Genomic DNA, 12,035 nt, shown 5'->3' on the forward strand with positions numbered 1-12,035 from the left:
GATCGTTTACAAATAACTTATTGCGAACTATTATCATTTGCGTTAGCTTGTTTAATCAAAGCCAGAATAAAGGATGCATAATGACTAACGCCTATCAAGAGTACTTTAACTCTCAGGAAAAGCTAAAAATAGCGAGCTCACTGCTCAACCAAAAAGATTATCGCGCTGCAACGACATTTCTCAGTCAGGCACGCGACTCAGCAAAACGGGCCTTCAGTGAACCTGTACTGGTGGGTAATGCCATCCAAAGCTTTACAACCTGTTCTATTTTGTTAATTGCTACCCATATTCGCTGCCAGCAAAAGCTACAGGCGTATGAGTTTCAACAAGAGAGTGTTGAGCAACTAACGTCATGGCTTAATCAGGCTAAAACTCGGCCACTAGAAGAGTTATGTCGCTACTGCTATCAACTCCTAATTACCGGTTGTCAGCATTCTCGTTGCCTGGGGCACTGTATGCAACAATTAGAGGAATCCGGTTATGCGCATGAACAAACCTGAACGCTTGCAACTTTCAATGAGTAAAGAGCAACTTAAAAAACTGCTGCTTGAGCAAAAGTTAGTGGCGAGTGATATTCGTTGCAGTGATTACTGCAGTCAGTGCGAGCTTAAACAGTTGATACTTGAATGCGCCAGAATAAACTGTTCCGGCTCATTGCAGAACTTCGACGGTTAGAAGTCTTTCTTTCGAAGTGCTTTTTTCTGTCCCTGCTGCTTTTTAGTGGTTAGTCGTCTTTCTTTAGCCGAGCGGCTGGGTTTCGTCGGAATGCGTTTTTTCTGAATCTGGGATGCGCTGCGGATTAAATCAATTAGTTGTTCCAGTGCCAACTCTCTATTACGTGCCTGACTGCGAGTTTCCTGAGACTTTATAATCACTTTTCCGCTTTGGGTAATACGGTGGTCAGATTTTTTCAGCAAGCGATTTTTATAAAAGTCAGGAAGTGAAGAGGCCTGAATATCAAAAATGAGTTGAGCCGCAGTTGCTACTTTATTCACGTTTTGCCCACCCGCTCCACTGGAACGGATAAACTGCCATTCAATTTCGCTCTCTGCTAACTCAACTCGTTGCGATATCTGAATCATTTTTCTCTTTATTACCAAAAAAATTAAACGATTTTACCCACATCACTCAGCGGGCTGGATAAAGTTATCTATGCCTTCTTCTTTCAAAGCGTCGAGGGCTTCAGCAAGCGCATCATCTTCGTTCTCAAACGCATCTTCCCAAAGCGTTGAATTATTATTCTCATCAACAATTTCCAGAATCCAGCCGCTGTCCTCGGTACGGTAAATATCTATCTCTACATTTTTACCGTCAGCACTGTATTGTTGGGTATGTTTGCTTTGAGTTACTTGCTGTTCTTCGTTCATAATAAGGTCTCGGTATACGTCCGTATGGTGGCAACAGTCTATCACTGTTCGGCATACTCTGAGGGAATTTTTATAGAGCTTCGAGTACATCCCGCACAAAGTCATGCTCGTTAAATCCTTGTTCACCAGCAATGTATTAGCCTGTCACTTCCCAACTACCCACAAATTCCTCAATGTAAGAGCATGATGCGAAAGAAGCAAACCGCCAGAGTCATCCGAATGTTAAAAATTATGGTATATTACTGCGCATTATTTTCTAGATCAGGACAACCCTATGGCAGCCTTTGGCACCGTATTTATGCCACAAATGACGATGGCAACTTTCGAGAATTCAGACTGGAATAAACCTGAATTAGTCTCTTCTGACGCAATACAGTTACACCCCGGAGCTCATGTTCTGCATTACGCCAGCACTTGCTTTGAAGGATTAAAGGCGTTTCGCCATGAAGATGGCTCTATCAATCTATTTCGTATGAACCGCAACATTGAGCGCATGCAGCAAAGCAGCCGTTTGCTTTCCTTACCGGCATTTGATGCTGGCTTGCTGCAAAAAATGATTACAGATGTAGTGAAACACTTCAGCGACGAAGTTCCAAAACCACCGGGGTCAATGTATATACGCCCTACTCACATTGGTACCGAAGCGGCTATTGGCAAGGCAGCCTCGCCAACCAGCTCATCAATGCTCTATGTATTGCTATCGCCTGTCGGTGATTATTTTTCCGGCGGCGATAAAACCTTACGCTTATTGCTCGAGGAAGACGGTTCACGTTGCGCGGCTCATATGGGTATGGTTAAAAGCGGCGGCAACTACGCCAGTGCGTTACAACCCATTCTTCAGGCACGGGAATCCGTGAATGCAGATCAAGTTCTGTTCTGCCCTAATGGCGACGTACAGGAAACTGGAGCCGCCAACTTTTTGCTTATTGACGGCAACGAAATTATCACCAAAGCACTGGACAGTAGCTTTCTGCATGGCGTAACCCGAGACTCTATTCTCACCATTGCGCGTGATATGGGAATGACTGTATCTGAACGAGAGCTTAGCGTAGATGAACTACTGGAGCGTGCTTCAAAACCTGATTGCGAAGCCGCTTTGTCTGGCACGGCAGCGGTACTTGCGCCAGTTGGTACTTTGATTCATAACGGAAAAGAATTTTCTGTCGGTAGTGGGAAATCAGGCGCTACCACACTGAAATTACGCAAAGCGCTGAACGATATTCAGTGGGGTAAGGCGGAAGATAAACACAGTTGGCTAACTAAAATCTAACCTTCCGGCGGCAACACCACCCATTCAGGATCTCTGAATTCACCTAAAGGTGTTATTTCACAAAATGGGGCAGCACTGCGAATAATCTTAGCCACTTCGGAGTTATGCTGTCCTTCCATAGCGTCGCGTTTTTCTTTGCTATCCCACGACGCTATGGCTATTAACGTTTTGTCATCACCGATTTTGCGGTGTAACTCCGTACCTCGGGCTCCTGGTGCTTGCTGGATTATTTCACTGGCTTTTACCCAAGCCTCTGCATACTCCTCTGCCGTATGACCTTCTTTGATACGAACCTGAAAAATATACTTCATAGTTCCTCTTTTAGCGCTACTTACGTTTATTCTCTGATTTAACCATTTTTAAGTAAAAGAAAATAGCGTAAAAAACACACATTCCAATAACAATCGCTAAGCCTGTAAAAGAAAAAAAGATGACCGGATCTTTAAAAAACTCTTGCCATAAACTCATGGTTATTCCCCTGTTTGAATTCTTGATTTCAGTTTATTCAAACTTGACAATGACGATATTGATCCCAATCAATAACAAGAATAACACTGATTTTTTTAGGGGCTTTTTAGTTTATTCCCATCGAATACCGAAAAGTATTCATCTTTACAGTTTGTAAAGCAGTGTAAAAAATTTGCGTATATCCGAATTTGCGTCTTTCCTTAATAGGTACATTCAATAAAAACCGAGGGTATTATGAGTAACAATCAAGCAAAAGCAGAAGACGCGGTAAACAAGTCAGCAAATAAAGCTCACGACACCATCGATAAAGTGGCAGACGCAGCGAAACATGCATCTGACAACCTGGGTGAAAAAGGACATAATCTTAAAGAAACTCAGGAAAAATGGCTTTCGACTGCAACTGATTACGTTAAAGATAACCCGATTAAATCTTTAGGTATTGCGGCTGCAAGTGGTTATTTACTGAGTAGGTTGTTCAGTGACCGCTCATAAGCAACCTGAAGCGAACGAAACAGAAAGTTTGCTTGAGCAAGTTCAAGCACTGGAGAGTGAAGTTCGCGCCGTTGTAAAAACACAACTCCAGCTCGCGGGTATGGAAACCCGCAGAGCTGGGGAGAGTTTTGTGCGTATGGTCGCCTTCGCTGTGCTGGCCGCTTGCTTAGCTTTTACGGCGTGGGCTGTTTTAGTTACAGCTGCTGTAATAGCGATTGTAAATAGTAGTGTAATGTCTTTAACAACAGCATTAGTCATTGTTGCCGTCGCTCATTTGGCAGCGGCTTTTTATATTGTCAGATATATAAAACGAAGAAGTCGCGACCTACTGTTTGCAGAAACCAGTAGCAGTCTCTAAGTGGAGGGCTTATGGCATCAGACCTTGATTATCAAATAGCGCAAACGCAAAAAGACCTTCAGCTTCGCAAATTAGCTGTTAAGGTTCGTTCACAAAGCGTTATTTCGACAACTCATGACAAACTAGCCTCTCCCACGGCTCTTTGCGTTGCCGCAGGTGCAGGTTTCTTTATCGGAGAAATGGCAAATCGGCCGAAAAAGCAGACAAAGTCTTCCGGTGGGAAAAAATCTGCCACAGATAGAGTTATTAAAGTATTAAGACTTATTGCTGGCGTACAAAGTGCCAGCACTTTTGCAAAACATCTGTAAAGATAACCGTAAACTCACGCAGTTCCAGTTATAGTGAGCGTGGTAATAATTTTTAATAACAGGAGGTTACCCATGAAGAACTTTAAAATGGCACTACCAGCAAGTTTAATCGCAATTTCAATGCTGACACTTTCGGGTTGCAGTGATGCTGAAACAGAAAAAGCAGAGTCGAAAGCTGAAAGCGCTATGCAGGAAGCTGAAGATAAAACTGAAAACGCGATGCAAGAAACTAAAGAAAAAGCTCAGGAAGCAAAAAGCTACACTGAGCAAAAGGCTGAAGACGCGGGTGAATATGTTGATGATGCTGTCATCACCACTAAAGTCAAAGCCGTTATATTCGAAGACGACAATCTGAGCAGCATGGATATCAATGTAGAAACGAACAACGGAATTGTTCAGTTGTCAGGTTTCGTTGAAAGCGATGCCGATATCGACACAGCAGAGAATCTAGCGGCTACCGTAAAAGGTGTTAAAGACATCGAAAACGATATTCAGGTTCGCGAAGAAAATTAATCATATTTTTTAATACTCCCTGATAAAAAGCGGCTTCTTAGCCGCTTTTTTTATATCCTCAGAACTAGAACATCAAGTAAATTACTGATAACTTTACGACATAACAAAAATAAGAATCTAAACTATGTCAAAAGATGAATTTAGCAATCACCCCATAACACCTGAAGAACTTCCTCAGATAAACTCTCAGTCCTTTACACCATTAAGTAATACCTATATTAAGGTCAACCTAATGTGTCGCTTAATTTTTTGGTTGATGGTGGTGAGCGCCTTATTAATTCTTTATTGGCAGCCCTGGGTTGCTCTTCCCAGGCTGCTAGAAGTTTATCTGCCCCAGATACAATTAACCGCAGGAGTTTTTGGCTTATTAAGTTCGGTTTATGGAATTTTAGCTGACAAAAACAAAGGGTACGCCATAAGAGAGCACGACTTTAGCTATCGTAGTGGTGTTATATTCCAGTCAGTAGTCAGTCAGCCTATTTTACGTATTCAGCATGTTGAATTAAAACACGGACCGATTGACCGACACTTTGGACTGGCCAGTCTGGAGATTTTCAGTGCCGGCGGTGCCATGCACACTTTCGCAATACCGGGCTTACCAGAAGAGAAAGCTCGCGAAATACGTTCCTACGTACTAACCCATAGCGACATCGCAGCCAATGACTAGTTACCAGAACCAATGGCTGAAGCTATCACCTGTAGCGATTATTTATTTCGCTGTTCAGTTCATCAAAACCATTGGTAACAACTTATTTTATTTACTGCCGGCTATTTTTGTTGGCTACAATCAGTTTTCAGAAAATGCCTTGATAATACTGTCCGGGCTTGGTGCTCTATTAGTCTTTGTCGCCATCTCCGCTTTGCTCAAATTTTATTTCTATCAGTACCGGTTGAGCGAAGGTCGAGTTCAGATTCATTCCGGCGTGTTCCAGAAAACGCATATAGACCTTCCCTTCGAGCGCATACAGAATGTCCGTTTTGAACAACCCATTTTTTACCGCCCGACGAATCATGTCTGCATGCTTCTGGACACGGCCGGTTCCAATAAACTCGAAGCAAAAATTATTGCTTTACCCAAAAACGTAGCCGAGTCTCTAAAACAAGAAATACTCGCTTATAAAACCGAAGATACTCATGAAACAACAGATCACCAAGCTCAGTTTAATGAAGAACGCCTGCTAAATTCCCGTTCCATGCGAGACTTAGTTATTCATGGCCTGGCCAGTAATCGTATCTGGATTGTGCTGGGTGCGTTAGCCCCTTTCTTTAACTCCTTTTCAGACAAGGTTGTTGAAAGCGTAGAAAGCTTCGGAGTGGATGTTGATGCGCTTATGGCCTCTTCACAATACGCTTTCTGGCAATACATATTATTCTTCTTTTCTATCGCCTTTATTGTTATTGCCCTAATGGCATTAATTTCTGTCTTAGGCTCTGTCATCACCTTCTACGACTTTAAGTTAACTCGCAGTGACGATCGCTATATTCGCCGAAACGGACTTTTTACCCGTCACGAAGTCGTTATGAAACTGTCACGACTGCAAATGATTGCTTTACAACAAAACTGGCTTGATCGCTTACTGCAAAGAGTTAACTTAAAGTTCGAGCAGCTCAACGCCAACTTTGAACGCCAGTCCGCAGGAACTTCAGGTGGCAAAATTATTGTGCCATCGGTTACTCTCGAAGAAGCACATAACCTGGCAACAGAAACCTGGCCCAATAATCAATTAAGCAGCATAAGCTATAACCCGGTCAGCAAGCGACTAGCTATTAGAAACACACTCATCGCTTTTTGGCTGTTTGTTCCTTTTGCTTCCGTGCTTGCTTATTTTGAAAAAACAGAGCTGGCAGCAGCTTCAATTACTGCTTTTGTGCTAGCTACCGGCTTTATCATTCTGGCTTGGAAGCGCCGCGGCTATGCAATTGATAACAACTTTATTTATCTCAGAAAGGGCCTGATTGGGGTTAATTACCGCTGCTTCCCTATTCATAAAGTTCAGCAGACAAAGTTTTCGCAAAGCTGGTTTATGCGCCGCTTTCAGTTGTGTTCAGTAAAATTTGTACTAGCCTCTGGTGGGCAAACCCTGCCTTTTATTAACGCTCGAATCGGTGAAGAACTCATAGACACCTGTCTTTATCAGGTGGAAGCTTTGAAAAAATCCTGGATGTGATATGGAACTACCTTTCTCGCAAGCCTGTGAAAACAACAAAGACCCTATACTCCGGGTTCTTAAAACGGCATTTTCAAACTGCACTCGTGTTCTGGAAGTAGGCAGTGGCACAGGTCAACATGCCGTGTACTTTGCCAGCCAAATGCCTAATATTCATTGGCAAGCCAGTGATCAAAAAGAGTACCTGCCGGGAGTGACGGCACGGATAAAACAGGAAGGCGTAACTAACCAGCCATTACCGGTTGAATTTGATGTATTTGCAGACGCACCGGAAGGAACATTCAACGCTCTTTTCACCGCAAACACCTGCCATATTATGCCCAAAGAAGGGGTTGAAAGGCTCTTCGAGCATTTGGGAGACAGTCTTAGTAGTGTGAAGTCTTTATGTATTTACGGGCCTTTTAACGACAACGGTCATTTTACCAGCGACAGTAACCGTCGCTTTCACCAGTCGCTGCAGTCGCGTAACAGCGACATGGGAATACGCGATTGGCAATGGATTGCAGAGCTGGCCAATCAGCAAGGCTTTGAGCTGAAAAAGATGCACGCTTTGCCGGCCAATAACCAGCTGCTGGAATTTAAACGTTAGCCCTTTATCAATCAAGGGCTAACAAAAGCTAAGACGCGTTATTTAGTATTAGGAACAATACGTAACTCTACCCGACGGTTTAACTGACGTCCGCTTTCGGTATCGTTATCTGCAACCGGCATACTTTCTCCATAACCTTCGGTTGTTACCCTGCGGGAGTCCACGCCGTTACCCACTAAATTATTGCGTACGGCATTAGCACGATTTAACGACAGTTGCTGATTGTATTCAGCAGAACCTGTACTGTCGGTGTGTCCTTCTATCAGCATGGTGGTTTTTTCATACTTTTTCAGCACTCGCGCAACATCGTCCAGTACTGGGTTGAAGCTTTGAGAAATATTTGCACTACCGGTAGCAAAGGTAATGTTACTAGGTAACTGCAAACGGAGATTATCGCCGTCACGTATTACCTTCACACCACTGTCGGCCAGTTCTTCCCGAAACTCTTCTTCCTGCTTATCCATATAGGAACCAATGGCACCTCCGGCTAAGGCGCCAACCGCCGCGCCCCATACATACCGGCTTTTATCATGGTCGCCCGTGCCTTTACCCAGCAAAGCGCCAGTGACCGCACCAATAGACGCACCTTTCTGGGTGTTACTCATATTTGCACAACCCACAAGTGCTAACGAAGAGAACATCATAGTCAAAACTAACTTTTTCATACTCTAACTCCATCAAAACAATGAATGCCCAAAAAGCTAGCATGCTTTAGTATAGTCTCTGATAAGATTTGCAGATTTTTTACTTAACTTATTTTCTCTTAATGCCCAGCAGTGATAACTTATAAGAAAAGTAGTAACTCACATATGCGTTTCCATTTATATGACAATAACTGACCCTACCCAGGCTCGTAAGGCCCTAATGACATTCTTGCGAGACAATGCCCCCGTAACAGTCATTACCGGCGCCGGCATAAGTACAGACTCAGGAATTCCCGACTATCGCGATAATGATGGCGAATGGAAGCGTACGCCTCCGGTTCAGCATCAGGATTACATGCGCAGCGAAGCGGTACGAAAAAGGTACTGGGCGCGAAGCTTGTTTGGCTGGCCAGTGCTTTATCACGCCAGGCCTAACTCAGCGCATTACGCGATAGCCAAATTGCAGCAGCAAGGGCTTATTGGCTGTGTTATCACGCAGAATGTGGACGGCCTACACCAAAAAGCCGGAGCCACTCGTGTCATTAACTTACACGGATACGCCAACGACATGGTCTGCATGAGCTGTAGGAAAATAACCCCACGGTTGGAGATGCATGAACGCAGTCTGAAATTGAACCCGGACTTTGCTGCTTTAGAGGCAACCGCCGCTCCGGACGGTGATGCAGACCTTGAAGCCGACTTTGAACAATTCAAAGTCGCCGACTGCCGAAGCTGCGGTGGTATTCTAAAACCCGATGTCGTGTACTTTGGTGACAACGTACCCCGCCCGCGAGTTGAAGAAGCTCAAAAAGCGCTAGAGAACAGTAACGCCCTACTCGCTATTGGCACCTCGCTTATGGTCTTTTCGGGTTATCGCTTTGCACGTCAGGCTCACCAAAACAATCAACCTGTTGCTCTGTTAACTCTGGGGAAAACACGAGCCGATGAGCTGGCAACTCTAAAGCTCAACTGCTCTATCAAGGACGTACTGGCATGAACCAGATGCTGTTATTCTTTCCAGTTAAGTGCCCGTTATGAAATTAACGGGCTGTAGGGAAAAACAAGAGTATTAAATATTCGGCTTGTACTCAAAACCTTCTTCAGCCTGAGAGTCGGAGAAAGTTTTTATTTTTTCTTTATGGTTCAGCATAGAGTTAACCAATGAATTTGGGAACACTTCAATACCGTTGTTAAAGTCTTCTACGTTCTGGTTAAAGATACGAATTGCCGCACCAATGTTTTCTTGCTGGTCGGTAATTTCTCTCATCAATTTCTGATAAGTTTCTGAGGCCTTCAGTTCCGGGTAGTTCTCGACAGTAACGTTAAGGCTTTTAAGCAGTTCGCCAGTTCTGGCTTCCGCCTGCTCAAGCTTAGCCGTATCGACTTTACCACTATCCAGACCCTGCAGAGCACTACGCAGTTCGGTCACTTTGGTCAAAGTGCCCTGTTCGAACTCTTTATAATCTTTCACGACATCTTCTAAGTGCGGAATAATTTTATTTTTTTGACGCTCTTGTGTAATAACGTTAGCCCATGCTCTCTCGACAGCATTTGCGCGGCTAATAATGGCGTTATATATCGCAATAACGGCTATTACTAAAACAAGGGCTATGCCAATGGCTATCCATGTTCCTGTCATTTTTTTACTCCTAAAAGTTACTGTCCAGTTTGGTCATTACATAGTGGATAAAATCAAGCGATGTCTTTAATTTTGCAAACTCCTGCTCGCCATCCAAGGCTTCAATAAATGCCTCATAGTCGCATATCTTAGCCTCTTTCGTTGTAGCAATAAGGTCTTTATCCGCAAACGAAAGACACAAGTCACCGGCGTCATTCACCTCGAAATTCACTTGCGATAATACCTCAGAGAACTCTTCAAAAGCGATAACCACGGTTGGTTTCATCGCTTTTGCAGCTTCTAATTCACTGGCTGCAACCACTTTAAATTCTTTGTTAAAACGGTTGGAAGCTGGCTTATAAGTGGCTTTTCCTGCCCCCGGAAGGCCAAAACCTACAACAGCAACATTGCGTAACAAGCCAAAAGGCAAAATAAGCCCGTAGCGATCATAATGATCGTACACTTTCTTTCTGCGTGTTCTTACCTCACCTTTGCTGTCCGTATAGGTTTCAGTGACAATCCGCTCATCAACATAGTGAAAGTGATAATACTGATACTGAAACGAATATTCGCTGCCACTGTAGCTTCCATCATAAAGCGCACGAATTTCACGTTTGTAATTCCCCCGATTAAAATCACTGAAGCGCTGCTGGAACTCATTTGATGCGGCTCTGCTTTCAAATACAGCGGGCGACAAGTCGTTGTCCAGTAAACCATCGCGTTGCAGTAAAGCATGCGACGCCTTTGCCATCAGCCTGCCCGGGTAAAAAGCAGTTATTCCGGCAACCAAAGTTAAAACACTACCTACGGCCAGAATAATCCAGGTACTTTGCTGAAAGCGTTGCCACTGAGACCAGTCCCAGTAAGTTAATGCGGCAGTTGCTAACAAAAACACGGCAAAAGCTATCCAGTAAGCTTTCATATTAAACTGGTAGCTTCCGGAAAAACCTTTCAAGTCATCAATAACCGCGTCGAGATTCTCTCGGGTACGGCTGTTATGCGCCTGCGTTTCAGTGCGCTTTAGCAATTCAATAAGGGCTTTGTTGTTTTTCTGATAGAGCACGGCAATCAACATAGGAATTAGTTAAAAATAGGTGTCCAGTTTAATGCTTCGGTCTTTTCGATACCAGTTAATATTTGTAAAACTCAGCCCTTAACGGACTCATTTTATGAGTGTAAATAGCGCTAAAAAATTAAGCTTAACTAAATGAGCTTTTATAATTTCTGCTAAGATGCTTAGCTCCTATGCAAATAAAGACGCCATTAAGAGGTAATTAATGAAAGCTGTCATACTCGATGCAGAAACCCTGGGCAAGGGAATTGATCTCTCCGCTATTGAAAAGTCCGTCGACGAACTGGTTTTATATGATTCAACAACGACCGAACAGCTTAATGAGCGAATTAACGATGCTGAAATTGTTATCACAAATAAAGTCGTCATTAATGAACAGGCCCTTGAGTCCGCTGAACAGTTAAAGCTAATTTGCGTGTTAGCCACGGGAATGAACAATATTGATTTAGCTGCTGCCAAAAAACGGAGTATTCCGGTTAAAAATGTTGAAGCTTACGGTACACAAAGCGTGGTTCAGCATACTTTGATGATGATGCTTTCGCTGGCGACTAAGCAACCCATTATGCAAAAACGAGTTGCCGCCGGTGACTGGCAAAGTTCGTCCATGTTCTGCCTGTTAGACCCATCCATTATTCAACTGGCCGGCAAGAAGTTAGTTATTGTTGGTTCTGGTGAGCTCGGCCAGGAGGTAAAAACTCTGGCAGAAGCTTTGGGGATGCACGTTGAGTTCTCAGCACGCCCCGGAAAGAAAGATGATCCGCGGCCAACGCTAAATGAGCTACTACCTTCGGCGGACGTTATCTCTTTTCATTGTCCGTTAACGGATGACACCAAAAACTTGCTTAACGCAGATAATCTCAAACTTTGTAAAAAAGACGCTCTAATTATTAATAATGCCCGGGGTGGTGTTATCAATGAACAGGATGTTACCGAGGCGCTACGAGCGGGAGAAATAGGTGGTGTTGCCGCTGATGTTCTGCCTCAGGAACCGCCTAAAGGTGGCAACCCCTTGTTGGATGCGATGAACGAGGGATTAAACATGATTGTCACACCTCACAACGCCTGGACATCACCTGAAGCGCGGCAGCGCATTGTGGAGCTTACTGCCGAAAATATTCAGAGTATTCAGGGCAAGAACTAAAACTTGAGTTAACTTTCGAATATTAAT

Annotated in this window: 19 protein-coding genes; 12 read left to right on the forward strand and 7 right to left on the reverse strand. The window is 43.8% G+C overall.

Features of this window, described 5'->3' with window-relative positions; translation table 11 throughout:
* Positions 1 to 80: 80 nt before the first annotated feature.
* Together DEU30_RS04315 and DEU30_RS04320 are read left to right on the forward strand one after the other, a co-directional pair.
* Positions 81 to 500: a hypothetical protein gene (locus DEU30_RS04315; protein ID WP_114981186.1), complete on the forward strand. Its 420-nt coding sequence runs from the start codon at positions 81 to 83 to the stop codon at positions 498 to 500.
* Positions 481 to 675 (forward strand): hypothetical protein, encoded by a 195-nt coding sequence (locus tag DEU30_RS04320; RefSeq protein ID WP_011234794.1) that lies wholly within the window; start codon positions 481 to 483, stop codon positions 673 to 675. Before DEU30_RS04315 ends, DEU30_RS04320 begins: the two co-directional genes overlap by 20 nt.
* Here the strand turns inward: DEU30_RS04320 and arfB are convergent.
* Positions 672 to 1,082, reverse strand: a complete 411-nt coding sequence (arfB, locus tag DEU30_RS04325) for an alternative ribosome rescue aminoacyl-tRNA hydrolase ArfB (protein WP_114981185.1) — start codon at positions 1,080 to 1,082, stop codon at positions 672 to 674. The genes DEU30_RS04320 and arfB overlap by 4 nt on opposite strands.
* Before the next feature lie 42 nt (positions 1,083 to 1,124).
* Positions 1,125 to 1,367, reverse strand: coding sequence for a hypothetical protein (locus tag DEU30_RS04330; RefSeq protein WP_034821363.1), 243 nt, complete (start codon positions 1,365 to 1,367; stop codon positions 1,125 to 1,127).
* 274 nt (positions 1,368 to 1,641) lie between these two features.
* Between DEU30_RS04330 and DEU30_RS04335 the strand changes: the two genes are divergently transcribed.
* On the forward strand, positions 1,642 to 2,637 hold the full coding sequence (locus tag DEU30_RS04335; protein WP_114981184.1) for a branched-chain amino acid aminotransferase: 996 nt from the start codon (positions 1,642 to 1,644) through the stop codon (positions 2,635 to 2,637).
* Here the strand turns inward: DEU30_RS04335 and DEU30_RS04340 are convergent.
* Positions 2,634 to 2,948, reverse strand: coding sequence for an antibiotic biosynthesis monooxygenase (locus tag DEU30_RS04340; protein ID WP_011234799.1), 315 nt, complete (start codon positions 2,946 to 2,948; stop codon positions 2,634 to 2,636). The genes DEU30_RS04335 and DEU30_RS04340 overlap by 4 nt on opposite strands.
* A gap of 16 nt (positions 2,949 to 2,964) precedes the next feature.
* Positions 2,965 to 3,105, reverse strand: coding sequence for a DUF3149 domain-containing protein (locus DEU30_RS04345; protein ID WP_081423223.1), 141 nt, complete (start codon positions 3,103 to 3,105; stop codon positions 2,965 to 2,967).
* A 234-nt stretch (positions 3,106 to 3,339) separates the two neighbouring features.
* Here DEU30_RS04345 and DEU30_RS04350 point away from each other — a divergent pair, with 234 nt between their 5' ends.
* The 7 genes from DEU30_RS04350 (at position 3,340) to DEU30_RS04380 (ending at position 7,533) form a co-directional block, all read left to right on the forward strand.
* Positions 3,340 to 3,597 (forward strand): DUF883 family protein, encoded by a 258-nt coding sequence (locus tag DEU30_RS04350; protein ID WP_011234800.1) that lies wholly within the window; start codon positions 3,340 to 3,342, stop codon positions 3,595 to 3,597.
* The gene (locus DEU30_RS04355; RefSeq protein ID WP_114981183.1) at positions 3,584 to 3,955 is read left to right on the forward strand and encodes a phage holin family protein; all 372 of its coding nucleotides are present in this window, start codon (positions 3,584 to 3,586) and stop codon (positions 3,953 to 3,955) included. Before DEU30_RS04350 ends, DEU30_RS04355 begins: the two co-directional genes overlap by 14 nt.
* Positions 3,956 to 3,966: 11 nt before the next feature.
* The gene (locus tag DEU30_RS04360; protein WP_011234802.1) at positions 3,967 to 4,263 is read left to right on the forward strand and encodes a hypothetical protein; all 297 of its coding nucleotides are present in this window, start codon (positions 3,967 to 3,969) and stop codon (positions 4,261 to 4,263) included.
* 72 nt (positions 4,264 to 4,335) lie between these two features.
* Positions 4,336 to 4,776 carry a BON domain-containing protein gene (locus DEU30_RS04365; protein ID WP_011234803.1) on the forward strand — a complete coding sequence of 147 codons (441 nt, stop codon included), beginning with the start codon at positions 4,336 to 4,338 and terminating at the stop codon, positions 4,774 to 4,776.
* A 124-nt stretch (positions 4,777 to 4,900) separates the two neighbouring features.
* Positions 4,901 to 5,443 (forward strand): PH domain-containing protein, encoded by a 543-nt coding sequence (locus tag DEU30_RS04370; RefSeq protein WP_114981182.1) that lies wholly within the window; start codon positions 4,901 to 4,903, stop codon positions 5,441 to 5,443.
* Positions 5,436 to 6,944 carry a PH domain-containing protein gene (locus DEU30_RS04375; RefSeq protein ID WP_114981181.1) on the forward strand — a complete coding sequence of 503 codons (1,509 nt, stop codon included), beginning with the start codon at positions 5,436 to 5,438 and terminating at the stop codon, positions 6,942 to 6,944. The genes DEU30_RS04370 and DEU30_RS04375 overlap by 8 nt, the downstream gene beginning before the upstream one ends.
* A gap of 1 nt (position 6,945) precedes the next feature.
* The gene (locus DEU30_RS04380; RefSeq protein ID WP_114981180.1) at positions 6,946 to 7,533 is read left to right on the forward strand and encodes a DUF938 domain-containing protein; all 588 of its coding nucleotides are present in this window, start codon (positions 6,946 to 6,948) and stop codon (positions 7,531 to 7,533) included.
* A gap of 38 nt (positions 7,534 to 7,571) precedes the next feature.
* On the opposite strand, the gene DEU30_RS04385 is transcribed toward DEU30_RS04380, so the two are convergent.
* Positions 7,572 to 8,198: an OmpA family protein gene (locus DEU30_RS04385; protein WP_114981179.1), complete on the reverse strand. Its 627-nt coding sequence runs from the start codon at positions 8,196 to 8,198 to the stop codon at positions 7,572 to 7,574.
* A 160-nt stretch (positions 8,199 to 8,358) separates the two neighbouring features.
* Between DEU30_RS04385 and DEU30_RS04390 the strand changes: the two genes are divergently transcribed.
* A complete protein-coding gene (locus DEU30_RS04390) occupies positions 8,359 to 9,174 on the forward strand; it encodes an NAD-dependent protein deacetylase (RefSeq protein WP_114981178.1) in 816 nt (271 codons plus the stop codon).
* Positions 9,175 to 9,246: 72 nt separating this feature from the next.
* Here the strand turns inward: DEU30_RS04390 and DEU30_RS04395 are convergent, their stop codons facing one another.
* Complete coding sequence (locus DEU30_RS04395) at positions 9,247 to 9,816, reverse strand: LemA family protein (protein ID WP_011234809.1); 570 nt, start codon at positions 9,814 to 9,816, stop codon at positions 9,247 to 9,249.
* 10 nt (positions 9,817 to 9,826) lie between these two features.
* Positions 9,827 to 10,870 carry a hypothetical protein gene (locus DEU30_RS04400; RefSeq protein ID WP_011234810.1) on the reverse strand — a complete coding sequence of 348 codons (1,044 nt, stop codon included), beginning with the start codon at positions 10,868 to 10,870 and terminating at the stop codon, positions 9,827 to 9,829.
* Positions 10,871 to 11,072: 202 nt separating this feature from the next.
* Here DEU30_RS04400 and DEU30_RS04405 point away from each other — a divergent pair, with 202 nt between their 5' ends.
* Positions 11,073 to 12,008: a D-2-hydroxyacid dehydrogenase gene (locus DEU30_RS04405; protein ID WP_114981177.1), complete on the forward strand. Its 936-nt coding sequence runs from the start codon at positions 11,073 to 11,075 to the stop codon at positions 12,006 to 12,008.
* Positions 12,009 to 12,035: the final 27 nt, after the last annotated feature.

The organism is Idiomarina sp. 017G, from assembly GCF_004362265.1.
Taxonomy (GTDB): domain Bacteria; phylum Pseudomonadota; class Gammaproteobacteria; order Enterobacterales; family Alteromonadaceae; genus Idiomarina; species Idiomarina loihiensis.

What these genes read in the sequence shown, in the direction of transcription:
- DEU30_RS04390 (WP_114981178.1), top strand. Translation starts at nt 8,359, where the DNA reads ATGACAATAACTGACCCTACCCAGGCTCGTAAGGCCCTAATGACATTC.
- DEU30_RS04340 (WP_011234799.1), bottom strand. Translation starts at nt 2,948, where the DNA reads ATGAAGTATATTTTTCAGGTTCGTATCAAAGAAGGTCATACGGCAGAG.
- DEU30_RS04375 (WP_114981181.1), top strand. Translation starts at nt 5,436, where the DNA reads ATGACTAGTTACCAGAACCAATGGCTGAAGCTATCACCTGTAGCGATT.
- DEU30_RS04345 (WP_081423223.1), bottom strand. Translation starts at nt 3,105, where the DNA reads ATGAGTTTATGGCAAGAGTTTTTTAAAGATCCGGTCATCTTTTTTTCT.
- DEU30_RS04380 (WP_114981180.1), top strand. Translation starts at nt 6,946, where the DNA reads ATGGAACTACCTTTCTCGCAAGCCTGTGAAAACAACAAAGACCCTATA.
- arfB (WP_114981185.1), bottom strand. Translation starts at nt 1,082, where the DNA reads ATGATTCAGATATCGCAACGAGTTGAGTTAGCAGAGAGCGAAATTGAA.
- DEU30_RS04385 (WP_114981179.1), bottom strand. Translation starts at nt 8,198, where the DNA reads ATGAAAAAGTTAGTTTTGACTATGATGTTCTCTTCGTTAGCACTTGTG.
- DEU30_RS04395 (WP_011234809.1), bottom strand. Translation starts at nt 9,816, where the DNA reads ATGACAGGAACATGGATAGCCATTGGCATAGCCCTTGTTTTAGTAATA.
- DEU30_RS04335 (WP_114981184.1), top strand. Translation starts at nt 1,642, where the DNA reads ATGGCAGCCTTTGGCACCGTATTTATGCCACAAATGACGATGGCAACT.
- DEU30_RS04315 (WP_114981186.1), top strand. Translation starts at nt 81, where the DNA reads ATGACTAACGCCTATCAAGAGTACTTTAACTCTCAGGAAAAGCTAAAA.
- DEU30_RS04370 (WP_114981182.1), top strand. Translation starts at nt 4,901, where the DNA reads ATGTCAAAAGATGAATTTAGCAATCACCCCATAACACCTGAAGAACTT.
- DEU30_RS04365 (WP_011234803.1), top strand. Translation starts at nt 4,336, where the DNA reads ATGAAGAACTTTAAAATGGCACTACCAGCAAGTTTAATCGCAATTTCA.
- DEU30_RS04350 (WP_011234800.1), top strand. Translation starts at nt 3,340, where the DNA reads ATGAGTAACAATCAAGCAAAAGCAGAAGACGCGGTAAACAAGTCAGCA.
- DEU30_RS04360 (WP_011234802.1), top strand. Translation starts at nt 3,967, where the DNA reads ATGGCATCAGACCTTGATTATCAAATAGCGCAAACGCAAAAAGACCTT.
- DEU30_RS04400 (WP_011234810.1), bottom strand. Translation starts at nt 10,870, where the DNA reads ATGTTGATTGCCGTGCTCTATCAGAAAAACAACAAAGCCCTTATTGAA.
- DEU30_RS04320 (WP_011234794.1), top strand. Translation starts at nt 481, where the DNA reads ATGCGCATGAACAAACCTGAACGCTTGCAACTTTCAATGAGTAAAGAG.
- DEU30_RS04330 (WP_034821363.1), bottom strand. Translation starts at nt 1,367, where the DNA reads ATGAACGAAGAACAGCAAGTAACTCAAAGCAAACATACCCAACAATAC.
- DEU30_RS04405 (WP_114981177.1), top strand. Translation starts at nt 11,073, where the DNA reads ATGAAAGCTGTCATACTCGATGCAGAAACCCTGGGCAAGGGAATTGAT.